The 17,364-nt window shown below is 67.2% G+C and carries 15 protein-coding genes; 8 read left to right on the top strand and 7 right to left on the bottom strand.

What is annotated here, in order from left to right; translation table 11 throughout:
- Positions 1-198 precede the first annotated feature (198 nt).
- The 6 genes from ACZ6ZQ_RS26395 (at position 199) to ACZ6ZQ_RS26370 (ending at position 7,127) form a co-directional block, all read left to right on the top strand.
- The gene (locus ACZ6ZQ_RS26395) at positions 199-1,449 is read left to right on the top strand and encodes a hypothetical protein (protein ID WP_469770986.1); all 1,251 of its coding nucleotides are present in this window, start codon (positions 199-201) and stop codon (positions 1,447-1,449) included.
- Between the two features lie 76 nt (positions 1,450-1,525).
- Entirely contained in the window at positions 1,526-2,749 is a 1,224-nt protein-coding gene (locus ACZ6ZQ_RS26390; RefSeq protein WP_469770985.1) for an argininosuccinate synthase-related protein, read from the top strand.
- A complete protein-coding gene (locus ACZ6ZQ_RS26385; RefSeq protein ID WP_469770984.1) occupies positions 2,743-3,504 on the top strand; it encodes a hypothetical protein in 762 nt (253 codons plus the stop codon). The genes ACZ6ZQ_RS26390 and ACZ6ZQ_RS26385 overlap by 7 nt, the downstream gene beginning before the upstream one ends.
- Positions 3,501-4,709 carry an ATP-grasp domain-containing protein gene (locus ACZ6ZQ_RS26380; protein WP_469770983.1) on the top strand — a complete coding sequence of 403 codons (1,209 nt, stop codon included), beginning with the start codon at positions 3,501-3,503 and terminating at the stop codon, positions 4,707-4,709. The genes ACZ6ZQ_RS26385 and ACZ6ZQ_RS26380 overlap by 4 nt, the downstream gene beginning before the upstream one ends.
- A 94-nt stretch (positions 4,710-4,803) precedes the next feature.
- The gene (locus tag ACZ6ZQ_RS26375) at positions 4,804-6,069 is read left to right on the top strand and encodes a lysine N(6)-hydroxylase/L-ornithine N(5)-oxygenase family protein (protein WP_469770982.1); all 1,266 of its coding nucleotides are present in this window, start codon (positions 4,804-4,806) and stop codon (positions 6,067-6,069) included.
- Positions 6,070-6,179: 110 nt separating this feature from the next.
- Positions 6,180-7,127, top strand: coding sequence for a fatty acid desaturase family protein (locus ACZ6ZQ_RS26370; protein ID WP_469770981.1), 948 nt, complete (start codon positions 6,180-6,182; stop codon positions 7,125-7,127).
- An 86-nt stretch (positions 7,128-7,213) separates the two neighbouring features.
- On the opposite strand, the gene dxr is transcribed toward ACZ6ZQ_RS26370, so the two are convergent.
- Entirely contained in the window at positions 7,214-8,416 is a 1,203-nt protein-coding gene (gene dxr, locus ACZ6ZQ_RS26365) for a 1-deoxy-D-xylulose-5-phosphate reductoisomerase (RefSeq protein WP_469770980.1), read from the bottom strand.
- 261 nt (positions 8,417-8,677) lie between these two features.
- Here dxr and ACZ6ZQ_RS26360 point away from each other — a divergent pair, with 261 nt between their 5' ends.
- The gene (locus ACZ6ZQ_RS26360) at positions 8,678-9,703 is read left to right on the top strand and encodes a TauD/TfdA family dioxygenase (RefSeq protein WP_469770979.1); all 1,026 of its coding nucleotides are present in this window, start codon (positions 8,678-8,680) and stop codon (positions 9,701-9,703) included.
- A gap of 73 nt (positions 9,704-9,776) precedes the next feature.
- On the opposite strand, the gene ACZ6ZQ_RS26355 is transcribed toward ACZ6ZQ_RS26360, so the two are convergent.
- Genes ACZ6ZQ_RS26355 through ACZ6ZQ_RS26330 form a run of 6 tightly spaced genes read right to left on the bottom strand, consistent with a single transcriptional unit; the run spans position 9,777 to position 15,728 of the window.
- Entirely contained in the window at positions 9,777-10,343 is a 567-nt protein-coding gene (locus tag ACZ6ZQ_RS26355; protein ID WP_469770978.1) for an NUDIX hydrolase, read from the bottom strand.
- On the bottom strand, positions 10,343-12,175 hold the full coding sequence (locus ACZ6ZQ_RS26350; protein ID WP_469770977.1) for an aminotransferase class I/II-fold pyridoxal phosphate-dependent enzyme: 1,833 nt from the start codon (positions 12,173-12,175) through the stop codon (positions 10,343-10,345). The genes ACZ6ZQ_RS26355 and ACZ6ZQ_RS26350 overlap by 1 nt, the downstream gene beginning before the upstream one ends.
- 17 nt (positions 12,176-12,192) lie before the next feature.
- Complete coding sequence (locus ACZ6ZQ_RS26345; protein ID WP_469770976.1) at positions 12,193-13,539, bottom strand: FrbG; 1,347 nt, start codon at positions 13,537-13,539, stop codon at positions 12,193-12,195.
- Complete coding sequence (locus ACZ6ZQ_RS26340; RefSeq protein WP_469770975.1) at positions 13,536-14,372, bottom strand: AAC(3) family N-acetyltransferase; 837 nt, start codon at positions 14,370-14,372, stop codon at positions 13,536-13,538. The genes ACZ6ZQ_RS26345 and ACZ6ZQ_RS26340 overlap by 4 nt, the downstream gene beginning before the upstream one ends.
- Positions 14,373-14,415: 43 nt before the next feature.
- Positions 14,416-15,519: an isocitrate/isopropylmalate family dehydrogenase gene (locus tag ACZ6ZQ_RS26335; RefSeq protein WP_469770974.1), complete on the bottom strand. Its 1,104-nt coding sequence runs from the start codon at positions 15,517-15,519 to the stop codon at positions 14,416-14,418.
- Positions 15,520-15,527: 8 nt separating this feature from the next.
- Complete coding sequence (locus ACZ6ZQ_RS26330) at positions 15,528-15,728, bottom strand: hypothetical protein (RefSeq protein ID WP_469770973.1); 201 nt, start codon at positions 15,726-15,728, stop codon at positions 15,528-15,530.
- A gap of 478 nt (positions 15,729-16,206) precedes the next feature.
- On the opposite strand from ACZ6ZQ_RS26330, the gene ACZ6ZQ_RS26325 reads away from it, so the two are divergent.
- On the top strand, positions 16,207-17,346 hold the full coding sequence (locus tag ACZ6ZQ_RS26325; protein WP_469770972.1) for a homocitrate synthase/isopropylmalate synthase family protein: 1,140 nt from the start codon (positions 16,207-16,209) through the stop codon (positions 17,344-17,346).
- The last annotated feature ends 18 nt before the right edge of the window (positions 17,347-17,364 follow it).

The raw sequence follows: 17,364 nt of genomic DNA, 5'->3' as shown, positions 1-17,364 counted from the left end.
TCATCCTGGTGGCCCGCCCGCTCGGACCGTCGTGGTCCTGAAGCTCTACTCGTACACCGCAGAGAACTGTCCTCTGGCTTTCAATCGCGTGCGACAGTCCTGGCCATCACCGCCAGTCCCCCTCGGTCGCTTTCTTGAGCAGCGCCGCGGGCTGGCGAAAGACCTGCTTGTGCCCCGAGCACTGCTCTAGGAGTTGCATTGAGTGCGCAATTGATCGCGAGCGGCGGAGATCCCACTGCGGCGGTCACGAGGTATCTCGTCATCGCCGATATGGCTCACCAGTACTCGGTCACAGCCGACCGGGGCGCACCGCTCCTCGTGGCGGAGCTCGCGGCCGAAGCGGGGAGCGGAACACGGGCGATGGAGTTCCTGCGCCGGGAGGAGACCGCCGCGCGGTCCGTCTCGGTGATCGACGCGGCGGGCTCGGCCCAGGCCCTCAAGCCGTCGGCCGAATCTCTTGTGACCTGGGCTTCCACCCAGTTCACAACCGAGTTCGAGACCTGTCTGCGGGCGCAGTTCGACGCGGACCTCACCGCGCACGGCCCACTGATGCTCCTGCGGACCCACGCGGCGGAGCAGGAGCCGTACACGGAAGTCCTCATGTGCGCCCGTATGCGAACCGCGGGGACGCTCTTCGTGCGCGTGGGGCAATTCAGTCATGCCGCTGACACCGCAATCGCCGGTCTGGTGGCATGCGCGCTCGAGCATTCCACTTCGCTGCAGGACAACATCCGCATCGAGAGCAACGCCTACGTCACGTATGAAAAGGGCACCGAGATCGAGGAGAAGGTGAATCTTCTCGACGAGGTCTCGATCTGGGGCCTCACCAAGGAACTCTGGACGGCCGTCGAGAACGGCAGGTTCCCGGGATTCATCACCGATCCGGGGTACGAACTCACCCGGTGGCACTTCATACAGCACAACTTCGAACTGCTCGGACCGGGCAACGAGCTCGGACACTTCGCCTTCCAGGAGAATCCGGACGGCAGGTACCAACTCAAGATGAAGAGATTCGCGGCGGACGCACTGCGGCGTGCGGAGACCTTCCGCAAGGGCATCGAGGTACCGGGAGCGAATTTCGAGGAGTACCTGGCCAGGGAGTTCCCCGGTCTCCATTTCAGGCGTCTGCCCGGCTTCAAGCGCACGCGTTTCGACGTCAATGTCCAGTCCGTCGCCACGGGGCACTGCTTCGGCATCGAGACGGACGAGGTCACCCTTGACGGTACCGATGCCCGGAGGCTGCGGCAGGTCGAGATGGAGTACCTGGAAACCCGCTGGCACGCCGGCATGGACGCCTCGTCGATCGACGCCGAGCTGAACCGGCTGACCGTCCTGGTGGAGGAACACCTCGCGAGGCTGGGCATTGCCGCCGAGCGCAATTTCTACTCGAAGCTCTCCTTCCTGCGCGACTGCTCCGAGAGCCCGGCCATGACGCCCGCCGGGCCGTGACGACGGCCGGATCCGGCCACGGAACCGACAGCAGTGAGCAACCCCCAAGACCAGCTGGACCGTAAGGACGTGCAGTGTGAAGACAAGCGGAAAGGGCGTCCGTTCCTTTCGTGACATCACTCACGGTGATGTCGATGTGCGGCGCCCCGTCGTGACGCTGTTCAGCGGGGGCTTGGACAGCTCCTACCTCCTCTACCGGCTCGTGCGGGCCGGAGCCACCGAGGTGCACGCCATCAGCGTCGGCCTGGGCGGCGACGAGCAGACGTCCGAGGTGCAGCGGATCGCCGACAAGCTCGGTGTCCGGCTCCATGCCATCGACGCGCGCGCCGCGTTCGTGGCGGAGTTCGTCCGGCCCGCGATCGCCGCGCACGCCGTATATCTGGACACTCACCCGGTCAGTTCCTCGCTGAGCCGCCCGCTGATCGCCCGCACGGCGGTGGAAGCGGCGCGAGAACTGGACGCCCAGGTGATCCTGCACACCGCCAATCGTTCACAGAACACACTGCGCAGACTGAACGGGGCTCTGGAACTCCTCGACTTCCAGGGACACTTCGGCAGCCCCTACGACCTCGACCCGGTGGACCGCGAGGTGAAGATCAAGGAGCTGCAGTCCATCGGCCTGTACGAGATGGCCGAGCGTTCCGCCAGCGGGGACTCCAACGTGTGGTGCAGGGAGTTCGAGTCCGGAATCCTGGACGACCCTGAGGACCACGCGGTCCCCGAGTCCTACTACCGATGGACCGCCCACCGAGAGGTCCCGACGACGGAGGACGTCGAGGTGGCCTTCGAAGCGGGGCTGCCCGTCGCCGTCAACGGCCGTGCGCTGCCGCTCACCGACATCATCGAGCAGCTGAACTGGACCGTCGGAGCCCACGGCATGGGCCGCTACACCGGCCTGGAGCACCTTCCGGGCGGGGAGAAGGTCCTCGAGGTCCGCGAGATGCCCGCGGCCGCGCTGCTGCTGGCGTCCCGCCGCCACCTGGAGACAGCGGTCCTGGACGCCGAGACGCTCCGCGAGAAGCTGCACGTGGAGCAGGTCTGGGTCCGTGAGGCGCTCGAAGGACGCTGGTTCGGCGAACTCCGCGCCGCGTGCCAGGCCTTCATCATGGAACTGGCGGCGCCGCTGACCGGAGTGGTCCGCTGGCGGCTGGCGGCCGGACGAGCCTCCACCACCGCCATCGTCGCGACGAATCCTCGGTACGTGCGCAACCGCGAGGACTGGGAGCAGTCCTCCATCAGGGCGGAACTCTCGCACTACGGCGAGAGGCCGGAGAGCGGAATCGGGGGCGGCCAGTGGTAGGGCACAACGGGACCTCAAACCGGTCCCGCCGGCGCCTGGTCGTCATCGACGCGAGCCCCCGCACCGCACGGACCGCACACACGATCGACTGCCACACGGTCTTCGTACAGCAGCCCGGCTCGCCCGTGCACGACCTGGTCGACGACCACTCCGGTTACTACTCGGTGGACTTCACGAGCGACGCGTTCCCCAGTTTCGTCGACGAGGTGCTGCGTCCCCTGGCCCCCACGGCGGTGGTCTCCGTCAGCAGGGCGGGGCTGTTGCCGACCGCCCTCGCGAACTCCCTCCTCAAAACGCCCGGCACTCCGGTTGACGTGGTGCGGCGGCTTTCGGACGAAGCGTCCAGTGTCATGGACTCCGGCGGACGCGGACTGACCGCGTACACCTTCACCACGGACGGGGCCCATCACCTGGTGGCGGTCGTGACGGACGGCTCATCGCCGACCCTGCCTCCGCACATTGCGCCGTCCCACTGCCTGGCGCCCGACGAGCACAGCGCCCTGGAGAAGGCGCTGACGGAGTTCCTGGACACCGCCGGGCTGGAGAACGGCCCCGCCAGGACCCGCGTCCGGATCCTCGACGGCACGGTGCGGATCGCCGCGTCCCACCACCATGCGGGCAGCGACGAGGACGCCGAACTCGTGCGCCGGCTGACAGGCATCGACCTGACACGCTGGGCGCTCGGCAGGCCCTTCGGGCTGGGCCGGACGGACTGCACGGATTCCGCCCGGACCGCGGAGAGGAGCGCACGGTGAAGCCAACCGCGCTGTTCATCAACAACCATTCGTACGCCCACTTCAACCGTGGCGGCAGGTACATCCTTCCGACCTCCGAGATCGACATCCACCTCATCACCCGCAACCAGTTCCACGGCGGGGTCAGCGGGTTCGCGGACCATCCCCTCGACCATGTCTCGGTGTGCGACGCCGAGAAGGAGGACCGCTGGCGCGCGATCTGCGAGTGGACGCTGCGCAACCACCCCATCAGCCGGGTCATCGCCGTGCACGAACGGGCCGTGCTGCTTGCGGCGGAGATGCGCTCCAAGTTCTCCCTCCCCGGCATGGACTACGAGACCGCGGTGCGCTTCCGCGACAAGGTGCTGATGAAGGAGGCCGTGCGAGCCGCAGGTGCCGCGTCGGTCCCGGGGTTCTCCGCGCTCGACAGCCTGGACGACCTCGAACGCGTCGACTGGAGCACCGGACGGAAGGTCATCAAGAGCCGCACAGGGCTGGCCGCCAAGGACCTCTACATGGCCGACACCCTTGAGGACGCACGGCGCATCGTCGCCGGACTGGACCTCTCCGGCTCTCACTACGAGGTCGAGGAGTTCGTCAAGGGCCAGATCTATCACTGCGACGCCGTCGTGCAGGACGCTCGGATCAGGTTCAGCAGCGTGGGCAAGTACCTGACCGACCCCGCCAGTTACTCTCCCGGCGGAATCTTCGGCACCGTGCTCGTCCACGAGGGCGAACTGCTGAAACGCATCACCGACCTGAACACGCGTGTGCTCGGCGCACTGGGGCTGCAGGACGGCACGACGCACCTGGAGGTCTTCCACACCCCCGACGACGAGCTCGTCTTCTGCGAGGTCGCCGGGCGCCCGCCGGGCGGCATCATTCCGCCGGTGATCCAGTGGCAGTACGGGTTCAACATCGTCGAGGCCCAGATCCGTATCGACGCGGGGCTCGACGTCTCGCTGGGAAGCGCCCCGGCGTCGCTGGACGGAGGGACGTGCGGCTTCATCGCGTTCTATCCCGGGGGCGGTGAGTACCGGGGGATCGACGCCGAACGCTTCCCGGCCCTGGGCGTCGTGGAGCACCTGGCGCACCGGGGTGCGGGGAACGGCCGCGGAGGCGTCCGGCACTCCACGGACTTCCTCGACTCCTACGTGGTCAAAGCTCCCGACACTGACGAGCTCATGCGCCGGATCGCCTGCATCAAGGACGAGTACTGGCGATGACGACACCAGGGGTGTACTCCCGGAGCCCGCTTCGGCGAAGGACGGCCCATGGAATGCGACATCAGCGCCTCGGCTCTGGAACGAGAGATACAGAATGACCAACTTTGACCTGATCGGCATCGGCGTGGGCCCGGCGAACCTGAGCCTCGCGGCGCTGGCGCAGCCCATCGCCGGGATCCGTTCGCATTTCCTGGAATCCAAGCCGGAGTTCCGGTGGCACCCGGGCCTGATGCTTCCCGATTCCCAGCTGACCGTCACCTACTTCAGGGACCTCGTCACACTCGTCGACCCGAGGAGCAGGTTCTCCTTCCTGAACTTCCTGGTGGAGGAGGGAAGGGCGTTCAGGTTCCTGGAAGCCAACGGGATGGGCTGCTCCCGGCGCGAGTTCGAGCAGTACTACCAGTGGGTCGCGGCGCAGATCCCCGCGATCGAGTGGGGCAAGCGGGTGGAGTCCATCGCCCTGGCCGATGAGGGTTTCCGCGTCACCTGTGGAGGCGGCGATTCGCGCACGGCCCGCACACTGGTGCTCGGTTCGGGTTCCGAGCCCCATGTGCCGACGTTCGCGAAGCCCTTCCAGGGCGACAAGGTCCTGCACAGCAGCGAGATGACCACGGTCCGCCCCGAGTGGAAGGGCCGTCGTGTCCTCGTGGTCGGGGCGGGGCAGAGCGGCGCCGAGGTCGTCAACCACATGCTTTCCGACGACAACAGCCTCCCCGCCTCCCTCACCTGGACCTCCAGCAGGATCGGGTTCCAGCCGCTGGACGATTCGCCCTTCACCAACGAGTGGTTCTCCGCGCCGTTCGTCGAGTACTTCAACGGCCTTCCGGCCGAGCGTCGTGCGCAGATCGCACAGGAGCAGCGGAACGCCGGCGGTGACGGAATCACCGACGACCTGCTGAACTCCATATACCGGCGGCTCTACCACCTTGACCATGTCGCTCGTGCGGGAATGCGGCACAGGCTGCTCCCGTGCCGGCGGGCCGTCGACCTGACACAGGACGGTTCCCACTTCGTGGCCGACCTGCACGATGCCAATCACGATGCCGTCGAGCGCCTTCCGGCGGACCTGGTGATCTTTTGCACCGGGTACCGGAACGAGATTCCGGAGTATCTGAAGCCGATCCAGGACCAGTTGTCCGTCAAGGACGGCATGTTCCAGGTGAGGCCCGACTACTCCCTGGAGATCGACGGACCGGAGGATCTGCACATATACGTCCAGAGCCTTGCGGAGAGCAGCCACGGGATCAATGACAGTCTGCTCAGTCTGGCGTCTTGGCGCAGCGCTCGCATCCTCAACTCCATCGTTGGCCGCGAGGTGTACCGAGTCGGCAACGGCACGAGCACGGTGGCCTGGGAGTAGGCCCCCGACTGCACCCGGCCCCGTGGCCGGCCGCTCCACTGCGCTCATCTCATCCCGGCATGGAGGGAAGGCGTCGCTCGGCCGGATGGACTTTGCCTTCGAGGGAGATCATGAACACCAGCAATGCCGCGGCCAGGGTGCTGTTCGAACGGGCCAGAGTCTCGCAGGCCGACGAGCGGGTATTCCTGCTGAAGCTGTCAGTGGCGCTGCTCGTCAGCGGCCTCGGGGGGTACCTCGCGCTGACGAGCGGATGGATCGGAGCGTCGATCGGCGTATTCCTGCTCGCCGCGATATACACACACATGGTGGAGCTGCAGCATCAGTGTCTGCACCACTCCGCCTTCCGGCGCAGTGCGCCGCACCGGCCCGTCGGCATCCTGCTCGGGCTGCCTCTGCTCTCCTGCTACAGCCACTACAGGGTCCAGCACCTTCAGCACCACAAGTACCTCGGCACCCCTGATGATTCCGAGTTCTTCGGCTTCGACACCCGTCGGCCGCTGACGTGGGGCGCTCTGCTGCAGGGCACGTTCAGCCCCGGGCGGCTGCTCCAGGTGGGGGCGGACATGCTCAGGAGCGGGCGCGGGACCTGGACCTACACCATGGGGCAGATCGGCGACCGTTCCAAGCGCCAGATCATCTCCGAGTACCGGCTGTTCGCGCTCGCGGTCGTAGCCGGCGCGGCCCTGTCAGCCCTCGGCTTAGGCCGTGCCGTCCTGCTGTTGTGGGTCCTGCCGCTTCTGCTCTCCATACCGATGCACTTCCTCCTGGAGCTTCCGGAGCATGTGTTGTGCGAGAACAACAGCACCGATGTGCTGCGCAACACCCGTACGATCAGTGGCAGTTGGTTCAGCCAGTGGTACACCAACGGGAACAACTTCCACGTCGAGCACCACGCGTCGATGGTCGTACCGATCAACCGGCTCCCGGAGCGGCATCCCGTGGCCAAGGAGCTTGCCGAGCACACCGAGGACAGCTACGTGAGCTTCTATCTGAAGGTCCTCCGCGAGGCCCACCGCAACAGCAGGCAGCGACGCACGGGTGCGGGATCCTCGTCCTGAGACGGAGCACCGGGCAGGCGGCCTCCTGGCCCAACAGGGCTGGGAGGCCGCGGTCGTTCAACCGAACGAGGTAGCCCTGTCGAGGCTCAGGCCGAGGAGGTCAGCTCCTGCGCCCGCTTGCGCGCCCAGCGCTCGGCGTCGGCGACGGCCTCCAGCGTCATTGATTCGCCCGGTACGAGATCGTGCTCCTCGACGATGCGCTTCAGGGTGTCGACGATTCCATTGAACTTCAGCCTGCCTTCGGTGAATGACGCCACGCACTCCTCGTTGGCCGCGTTGAAGACGGCGGGCATCGTGCCGCCCGCCTCGCCGACCTCGCACGCCAGGCGCACCGCCGGGAAGGCCCGGTCGTCCACCGGATAGAACTCCCACGTCGAGGCCTTGGTCCAGTCACACGTCGGCGCGGCGTCGGGGACCCGGTCCGGCCACCCGAGCCCGAGGGAGAGGGGCAGTCGCATGTCGGGCGGGCTCACCTGCGCGATCGTCGAGCCGTCGGCGTACTCGACCATGGAGTGCACCATCACCTGCGGGTGAACGACCACGTCGATGCGGTCGAAGGGGATGTCGAAGAGCAGATGCGCCTCGATCACTTCCAGGCCCTTGTTCACCAGGTTCGCGCAGTTGATCGTCACCACGGGGCCCATGTTCCAGACCGGGTGCGCCAGGGCCTCCTGAGGGGTGACCTCCGCCATCTCCTCGCGCGTACGGCCACGGAACGGGCCGCCGCTCGCGGTGAGCACCAGTCGGCGCACCGACTCGCTCTTGTTGCCCTGCAGGCACTGGAAGAGGGCGGAGTGCTCGGAGTCGACCGGGATGATCTGGCCGGGCTTGGCGCGCTGCTTGACCAACGGGCCACCGACGATCAGCGACTCCTTGTTGGCGAGGATAAGCCTGCTCCCCGCGTCGAGGGCCGCGAGGGTCGGTGCGAGGCCGACAGAGCCGGTGATGCCGTTGAGTACGGAGTCACAGGGCAGTGCGGCGAGGTGAGTTGACGCGTCCGGACCCGAGATGAGCTCAGGCATGGGATGCGCGCCGCCGCGCGCGTCCGCCTCGGATTTCAGCGCGGCACGGAGGCCGGCTTCCGCCTCCGGCGCGGCTACGGCCACCGTCTCGACACCGAGGTCCAAGGCCTGTTGGGCGAGCAGTCGCAGGTTCCCGCCACCTGCGGAGAGGGCCCGTACGCGAAACCGGTCGGGATTGCGCAGGATCACGTCGATGGCCTGGGTGCCGATCGATCCGGTGGATCCAAGGATGACGACGTTGCTGGGCACGCTGTTGTTGACAGTCACAGGGCCATCGTAGGACTCGGATCCAGCAAAGTCTTCCACCCGTTGGCAGTCGCCGACCTGCACCACGTTAACCGGGGCGCCCGCCATATGAGTGAGGAGCATCATGCGGCACACCGGGCCATTTTCGAGGATGTCCGAATTATTCAACCCCGAAGCCTTGACAAGGTGATCATCAATGAGAAAGCCTTGATCAAAAGGTCAATTGCAGTCCTGCTTTTCGGCTCCATGGCGAGACCCAAGAGAAATCGAAAAGGAAACTTCGTGGTCGAGATATTGAAGACCCCTGTAACCGGCCCCAGCGTCTGGCGCCGCAGCGATGTCGAGGACGCATCGCAGTGGACGTATATCCTCGATGAGAAGATGCGCGCCGAGATCCTGGAATCCGCCGAGAAGATCGCTGCGAACGGCCAGGACGTCTGGTCCCTGAACCGCTCTTCCGTTCCCCTCCAGGCATCCGCCGGCCTCTTCGCGCGATGCGTCGACCAGTTGGAGAACGGCCGTGGCCTCGCCATGGTCAAGGGCGTCCCGATCGAGGGCCTGACCCTCGAGGAGGCCCAGACCGTCTTCGGTGTCGTCGGCCTGCACCTGGGCAAGGCTGTGCCGCAGAACGGCCGTGGCGACCGCGTCGTCTCCATCAAGGACCATGGCGTCGGCCGCCTGAACAGCAAGACGGTGCGGGGCTACCAGACGAACGAGGCGCTCCCCTTCCACAGCGACGCCCCGGACATCGCGGCCCTGCTCTGTCTGCAGCAGGCACAGCACGGCGGTGAGTTCTACGTCGCCAGCGCCATGCAGATCTACAACGACCTGCTGGCCGAAGCGCCCGAGCTGCTCGGCCTCTACTACGCCGGCGTCTTCTACGACTACCGCGGCGAGGAGCCGCCCGGCACCCCGCCGGCGTACAAGAACGCCATCTACGGCTACTTCGACGGCAAGCTGACCTGCCGCTACTTCCTGCGCCAGTTCGCCGACTCGGCCCCCGCCAAGCTGGGCTTCTTCCAGTCGGAGGCCGAGAAGCTGGCACTTGACACGTTCGAGGCCATCGCCGCGCGCGAGGAGAACTACGTGTCCATGCGGCTGGAGCCGGGTGACATGCAGCTCGTCGACGACAACACCACCGTCCACCGCCGCGCGGCCTACAGCGACGACCAGGGCGGCGCCACGGACACCACCCGCCACCTGCTGCGGCTGTGGATCAACGTCGAGAACGGCCGGGAGTTCCCCGAGTTCATGTCCACCCACCGGTGGGGCATGCAGCGAGCGGCCGTCGTCCAGCAGAAGGACTGACCTGCTCATTGCGGTCAGCGCGGGTGCCACGCCGGGGATCCGGCGTGGCACCCGCATATGCGGGGCCGCGCTGTCAGCGTGCGACGCGTGACAGGAAGGACAGCAAGCCGATGGCGGTGCCCGAGGTGAGAGTGCGCCCGCCGTGCACGATCTCCGCACACCGCTCAGGCGTCATCCACTCGGTCCGCTCCGCTTCGTTCGCATCCGCGGGCTGCCCCACCCGGCGGATGTCACGCGCCAGATAGACGTGATGCGGAGCGTCCACCATGCCTGCCATGGGCTGGTACGTCAGCAGCGGCTCGACCCGCCCGGCCCGGTAGCCCGTCTCCTCCTCCAGCTCCCGCGCCGCCGTGACCGCCGGATCCTCGCCGTCGTCCACCAGGCCGCCCGGCAGCTCCCAGCCCCACAGATCCGGCACGAACCGATGGCGCCACATCATCAGGACCCGGTTCTCCCCGTCGGCCGCGACGGCGATCGCGGCCGACGGCGTCCGGATGAAGTGGTGGTCGACGAACTCGCCGTCCGGCAATTCGACCCGGGCGGCCGAGAGCGTCAGCCACCGGCTCTTGTGCACCTCGCGCTCGCCGTGACCGATCCACCGAGCCGTGCCCGGGCCCGGCTCGGTGTCGTCCGGAGCCATCAGGCGCCTCGCGCTTCCGCCAGGATCCCCGCCACCGCGTCCACGACGACCGCGTTCTCCGCCATGCTGCGGCTGGAGAGGCGGAGGTACTGCGCGCCGTCCGGCATCGACTTTCCGGAGCATTCCTTCGTCAGGATCCGGTGCCGTCGATACAGTTCGAGGCTCAATGTCGGAGCATCGATCTGCGCGGTTATCTCCACGAAGATGAAATTGGCGTCCGGCGGTACCACCCGGATGCCGGGAACAGCGGAAAGCCCCTCGGCCAGCGCCCGCGTGTTGTCCTGCATCCGCCGGCAGCTGTCCGCGAAATCCGAGCGGAAGTGCGGCAGCACCCGAAGGAATTCCTCGGCGAATCCGTTGATGTCCCAGATCGGCAGCTCCCGGCGCATTTCGGCAGCCAGTTCCGTGACGGCGGTCACGGCATACCCGAGGCGGATTCCGCCGACCCCGTACACCTTGCTGATGCTTTTGAGGACGAGGACGTTGGGGTGCTCGTCGAGGTGCGGCACGATGGACGCGACAGGCGCCTCGGCGAAGTCCACGAACGACTCGTCGATCACGAGCAGGACGTCCGGCCCGACGAGCTCGGCGAGACGGCGCAGGTCCGCGAGCGGTACGCCGACTGACGTCGGGTTGTTCGGCGAAACCACGACCGCGGTGTCCACACCGGATTCCTCGATGAACGCCGCGTACGCCTCGACGGGCAGGGTGAAGTCCGGCCCGTGCAGCTGGAAGCGCTTCACCCGTTCGGAGCCGACGACATTCTCGTACTCGTTGAAACCAGGCACGGGGACGGCCCAGTTGCCGCGCATACGGGCCAGCATCTTGATGAGCTCGGAGCTGCCGTTGGCCAGCACGACCTCCTCGGGCGCTCGCCCCGCGACGGTGGCCGCCAGCTCTGTCAGCGGGGCGTGGGCCGAGGGGTAGTTCCGCACGACCGCGTCGAAGTCGGACCTCAGGATGTCCATCATTGCCGCGGGCGGGAAGTGCACGTTGTAGAGCAGTGCGTGGTCCTTGACCCCGTATCGCCAGTAGCCGCCGTGCAGCGTCTCCAGCACCCGCTTCTGTTCCGCTGCCGGGAGCAGCCGGAACTCCGCCTGTCGGCGGTCACCCGGGTCGTCCACCTCGTACCACGCCAGATCGGTGATGTCGGCGACGGCCCACGCGTGACCGCCGGCCTCGATACCCGAGCTGATGGCGTAGTCGTAGTAGCCCTGTCCGTCGAGCCTGCTGTTGAGGTCATCCAACGCGGGAAGGAAGCCCGCTTTGAGGAATGACTCGCGCAGCAGGTAGAGGTTGGCGGTCTTCAGGAAGCCCGGGTGGTCGAAGGCACCGGACTGCTGCCGGTCGTCGACGTACTGCGTGAGCCGGTGGTCGGGGTCCTTCGACACGACCGTGCCACGCAGCGCACGCAGCGGCTGCGCGGCCGCCGCGACACTGGCATCCGCGAACGCACCCATGCGCTCCAGCACCTCGGCCTCGAACACGACGTCTCCTTCCAGGAGCAGCACGTCCTGGTCGAAGTACTCGCGGGCGAGCCACACGGAATGCAGGTTGTTCGTCGTGGCCGCATTCTCGTTGCGTACGTAGCGGATCTTCATGCCCGCGAACTCCTCGCCCGCGAACTCCTCGATCAGCTCGTGCAGGTGCCCTACGACCAGGACGGTCTCCTGCACTCCCGCCGCCGCGAGGTGGCCGAGCGTGTGGGCGAGGATGGGCCGGTCGGCCACCGGGGTCAGCGGCTTGGGCCGCCGGGTGGAGGCCTGTCCAAGACGCTGTCCGAGTCCGGCCGCCAACACAATGGCGCGGGAGGGCAGTTCGGTCTTGCTCAAGGGATTCCTTTCGTGACTCATCGGTCGGCTCCACGATCCCGACCCTGTGCGGCCGACGGCAGCAGGGAGTCGAGAATGACGGCGCCGATGTCGTGCTGATAGATCCACACGCCGTCCAGCCGGCCCCGGTAGCCGGGTTCGCCGCCGATGCTGCCGGAGGGCACCAGGCCGGCCCCCAGCCCGTAGACGACCAGGCGGTCCACCGCCTCACCCGACTCCAGCACCGGAATGCCGGTGGTACCGGTGTCCACCGCGCCGGACCGGCGGGCCAGCGTCAGCTCGGCGCCGTCGCGCCCGACCAGCCGCGGCAGCAGAGCGTCGTAGCCGAGGGAGGTGATGAGCAGATCCGTGTCCGCGACTCCCGCCTCTTCCAGCACTGGTCCGGTCCACGGACCGGGCACGGTCAGTGCGGCGAAGCCGTCCAGCGCCGCTTCCGGAGCAAGTCCCATGACCCGTCGGGCCAGTTCGCGGGCAGGACCACGCAACCCGGCGAAGCGGTGCACGCGCCGGCTGAGCGGGCACATGTCCTGCTCGATCGAGAAGCGGTAGCCATCGGCGGCCGCCTCCTCGGGGTTGAAGTAGAAGATGGGCGGCTCCTGCCGTTCCACCACCCGTACTTCGACGTCCCCGTCGAACCACCCCGCCTGGGAGAGCACAGCGAGCTGCGCGGCGATGGCCCAGGCACTGTGCGCGCCACCGAGCACCGTGATGCGGCGCAGGTCCCGGTGGGGGGAGTCCTCGGCTTCCGGCAGCCACGAACCGTCGCCGACCACGCGCCCGGACGTGAGCACGCGCAGGTGCGGGTGGGCGTCGCATAGCCATCGAAGCGCGCCGGAAGCCACATCCGTCCGCTCGTCCCCTCCCATCGCGACGAGCGCCCGATCCCCGTGTACCTCACTTGTCTCACCATCCGTGGTGGTCACGCGGACCTGGACACCGTCCGACGCCAGCCGGACTTCGTCGACGCGGTGCCCCAGCAGGACGTCGCACCTCGGATGGGCGCGCAGCACCTTCACCACGCGGTCGCCGACCAGGGCGAGGAAGGCACCGACCACGGGCAGCGGGGGATACTCGTCCGCCCACTCGCGCAGCGCCGCCACCTCCGGCGTGTCCTCGAGGCCGGCCAGCAGTTCCTTGCCCGCCGGACCCTCAATGCATTCCAGGAAGACGGAGCCGAGGGAGTTCGCGCGGATGTGGTAGCGGGCGAACGCTCCGGCTCCCGCCCGCTCCCCCGCCTCGATCAGCAGGACCCCGTCCTCGAGCAGTTCCTCCAGCCGACCCTGCACGGCTGCCGCCACCACCGGGGACACTCCGGCCGGGCCGCCGCCGCAGACGACCGTACCGAACCGCGGCCGACCGGTCACGACGCCACCGCCGCTCCGCTTGCCGTGAGGTCGCGATGACGCGCCATCCACGTGCACGCCGCGTCCACGAACGGCCGCTGGAGATAGTGCATCGCCCGGGCCTCCCCCACGCGACCGCGCGCATGTCCCGCGATGGCCGACAGGCAGCTTTCACCCATCACGTGGAAGTCCTCCTCGTAGTAGACGATGTCGTCCTGGACCACCCACTCGTTGCGGTCTCCGCGCGGCACCGGGACGAGGCGATTCGCGTTCCTCCGTCCGGGATAGGCCGTGCGGTACTCGGCCAGATGGAAGGACGAGTTGCTTTCGAAGCCACAGCCCAGCAGCAGGACATGGCCGTCGAGGTCGTAGATCCGCTCCAGCGGTGAGCCCCCGCCCAGTCGCTCCCGCAGACCGTGGTCCTCCGTGATCTCGCGGGCGTGCCTGCCCCAGGCGGCGAACGAGTTCTGGGGGTGGAGGCTGCGCACGACGCCCGGCGCACGGCGGAAGGTGTCCGCGATCACGCCCATGCCGCGCGTGGGTGTGAGTGCCGGGTCGAAGACCGGCATCTGTTCCCTGATGACGGGCCACCAGCTCTCCGGTACCGCGGGCTTGCGCCACGTCGCCGGATCGGACTGGTCGCCCGAGAAGGTGGGCATCACGAGGGTTCCCTCGGAACCCACCGCGTCCTGCAGTGCCCGCACAGCGGTCTGTGCCCCGCCGCATACCCACCCGAGGGAGGAGAGGGACGCGTGGACGAGAAGAATCTGACCGCGTGTGACTCCGAGGGCCGCCAAGTCTCTGCGAAGACTCTCCCGTGTGACCGGTCCGGCCTGTGCCGCTTGCGGGTTCATACACCTCTCCAACAGCGCGTGGTCGCGCGAACCGAGTTGTCTCTCATGCCAGTTGCCGGATCCGGTCGATGACGGCAGCCGTGAACTCCGTCGTGGTGGCCGCGTTGTGCGCCTGCTCCGGCTGAAGGAGGTCGAAGGTGAGCACGCGCCCCTCACGCACCACGTCTTCCACAGCGGTGCGGACCCGGGCCGCCGTATCGTGCTCTCCCAGGTGGTCGAGCAGCATGCAGCCGGAGAAGATCAGCGCCGTTGGGTTCAGCCGGTTGGTGCCCGCGAACTCGGGGGCCGATCCGTGCGTCGCCTCGAACACGGCATGTCCCTTGCCGATGTTGGCCCCGGGAGCCACGCCCAGGCCACCCACGAGGGCCGCGGTGATGTCCGACACAATGTCCCCGTAGAGGTTCGGCAGGACGATGACGTCGTGGTCCAGGGGGGATCTGAGCAGTGAGGCGCACAGCTCGGTGACCGGTACGGCGCGGGACGTCACATCCGCGAAGCCCTCGGCGACGGCCCTGCCGGTCCGGGCGAACATCCCCTCCGTGAGGGGGTAGCGGTGACCGTCTGCACCGACCTCCACCAGCTTCCGGCCGTTGCGTCGCGCGTAGTCGAAGGAGAACTCGATGACTCTGCGGCAGCCTTCCGGCGTGAACGGCTTCAGGGATACACCTGCCTCGGCGGATATACCTTTTCCGGAGTCGCCCAGCATCCTCACCACGGCTTTGGCGCCTGCCGAGCCCGCCGGGTACTCGAGGCCTGAATAGACGTCTTCAGTGTTCTCGCGTACGACTACCAAGTCAATTCTGCGGCTTTCCTCCTCCGCGAAACCGGGAAGGACACGGACCGGGCGGAGGCAGGCGTAGAGATCCAGTTCCTGCCTGATAGTGATATTCACAGACCTGTGGCCGGTACCGATCGGAGTCGTCGTGGGCCCTTTCAGGGCCACTCCGTCATCCCTTATGGCGTCCAGCGTTGCGGCCGGCAACAATGCGCCCGCCTCGGCGAGGGCGCCCTGGCCGGCCTGTCTGACATTCCAATCGAAGCGGAAACCTGCGGCGGCCGCCGCGGCATCCAGTACGACACGGGCTGCGGATACGAGTTCCGGGCCGCTTCCGTCGCCCGGCACCAGGGTCACCCTGTATTTATTCATGTGCTTCATCAGTCTTGGAGCTGGAATACATCGCCCAGTGCGGCGATCTCACTGTCGAGACTGCTGGTGCATCCCTCCCCGGAGATCCGGGTGAGTCCGGCCTCCATGGCCGTGATGGACGCCCGGGGGGCCTGGTTCGCGTAGATGGCCAAGGAGAAGCCCGCCTCGCGCAGCTGGGCGGCATCGATGTCCGGACAGGTGGTCGGCACCGCGACGAGCGGGACCTCCTTGTTGACCCAGCTCCGGCCGAAGTCGAGGATCTCCAGTCCACGATGCGGGCCACGCTGCGGGTGCCCACGAAGCCCGTGTCGCAGTCGCGCGCACTCAGCCCATCATGCACGCCGGCCGCCGTGGAGAAGGAATTCCTGGAAATGGCTTCACGCAGCATCTTGCGCTTATTCAATGATTCTCCCCGTTATCTCGGCCACACTGTCCACATGACGCTAAAGAGATGTTCACCGAGAACATACCTGTGTACAGTTGCAACCTGCACCAGCTACGGTAGTCAACCGTCCCGCAGGACACGTTGGCAAGAGCTTTCCGGTACGGGGGAAACATACCGTTGAATGGCTAAGTATGTCCGTTTCACCCCAAGTTGGATGATCTTGATCGGTCTTGCTATTCAATTCACCCTAAGGCGGCGTCGCACCGCCTCAGGACGCCTCAGAGCGAAAGGTTTAGACTTCAATGTCTATCCGGAATGACATCGTCCTCGAAGACACGACCCTCCGCGACGGAGAGCAGACGCCCGGGGTTGCCTTCTCCAAGGAAACCAAAACCAAGATTTTGAATTCTCTTATCGACGCCGGTGTGCGTTCGATCGAGATCGGCATCCCCGCCATGGGCGGCGAGGAGCTGGATTTCATCCGGTCCTGTGTGGAGCGGCAGGACGAGGCCCGCCTCGTCGTCTGGCACCGCGGTGTCCGCGAGGACGTCGAGCGCTCGCTCGACATGGGCTTCAAGGCAGTGCACATCGGCCTGCCCACCTCGGCCGGTCACCTCAAGGCCAGCGTCCGCAAGGACCGCACGTGGCTGCTGAGCACGGCCACCGAGCTCATCAAGATGGCCAAGGACCGCGGGGCGTTCGTCTCCATCAGCGCCGAGGACATCGCACGTACGGAGATCTCGTTCCTGCAGGAGTACGCCGGCGTCGTGCACGAGGCCGGCGCCGACCGCCTGCGGCTGTCCGACACCGTCGGTCTGCTCGGCCCGGAGGCGTACGGCGAGCGGGTGGCCGCCGTGGGCGAGGCGGCACCGATCGACACCCAGTGCCACGCCCACAACGACTTCGGTCTGGCCACGGCCAACACCCTGGCCGGCCTCAAGGCCGGTGCCCGCTACTTCCACGTCACGGTCAACGCCATCGGCGAGCGGGCCGGCATGGCGGACCTGGCGCAGGTCGTCGTCGCACTCAAGAAGCTCTACGACCGCGACCTGGGCATCGACCTGACGAAGCTGAAGGAGATGAGCCGGCTCGTCGCCGAGGCGGCCAACCACGAGGTGCTGCCCTGGCAGCCGGTGACCGGTGACAACGTCTTCGCGCACGAGTCGGGAATCCACGCGAACGGCATGTTCCGCGACACCTCCAGCTTCGAGCCCTTCCCGCCGGAGCACGTCGGCGGCGAGCGCCGGTACGTGCTCGGCAAGCACTCCGGTCGCGCCCTCGTTGCCTGGGCCCTGGAGCAGCAGGGCGTCGAGCCCCGCGAGGAGCTCCTCGGTGAGGTGCTCGACGCGGTCCGCGCAGAGTCGATCCGGCTGCGCGGCGCGGTCTCGCAGGAGGCCACGGTCGAGCTCTACAAGAAGGCCCTCGCGGAGTCGGCTGCCTGACGGCTCCTCACCCGCCGG

Source organism: Streptomyces sp. NPDC053673, assembly GCF_055585225.1.
The sequence above is the reverse complement of the archived record's forward strand: the minus strand, read 5'-3'. Positions and strand labels throughout refer to the sequence as shown.

What these genes read in the sequence shown, in the direction of transcription:
- ACZ6ZQ_RS26355 (WP_469770978.1), bottom strand. Translation starts at nt 10,343, where the DNA reads ATGGCTCCGGACGACACCGAGCCGGGCCCGGGCACGGCTCGGTGGATC.
- ACZ6ZQ_RS26370 (WP_469770981.1), top strand. Translation starts at nt 6,180, where the DNA reads ATGAACACCAGCAATGCCGCGGCCAGGGTGCTGTTCGAACGGGCCAGA.
- ACZ6ZQ_RS26325 (WP_469770972.1), top strand. Translation starts at nt 16,207, where the DNA reads ATGTCTATCCGGAATGACATCGTCCTCGAAGACACGACCCTCCGCGAC.
- ACZ6ZQ_RS26335 (WP_469770974.1), bottom strand. Translation starts at nt 15,519, where the DNA reads ATGAATAAATACAGGGTGACCCTGGTGCCGGGCGACGGAAGCGGCCCG.
- ACZ6ZQ_RS26340 (WP_469770975.1), bottom strand. Translation starts at nt 14,372, where the DNA reads ATGAACCCGCAAGCGGCACAGGCCGGACCGGTCACACGGGAGAGTCTT.
- ACZ6ZQ_RS26375 (WP_469770982.1), top strand. Translation starts at nt 4,804, where the DNA reads ATGACCAACTTTGACCTGATCGGCATCGGCGTGGGCCCGGCGAACCTG.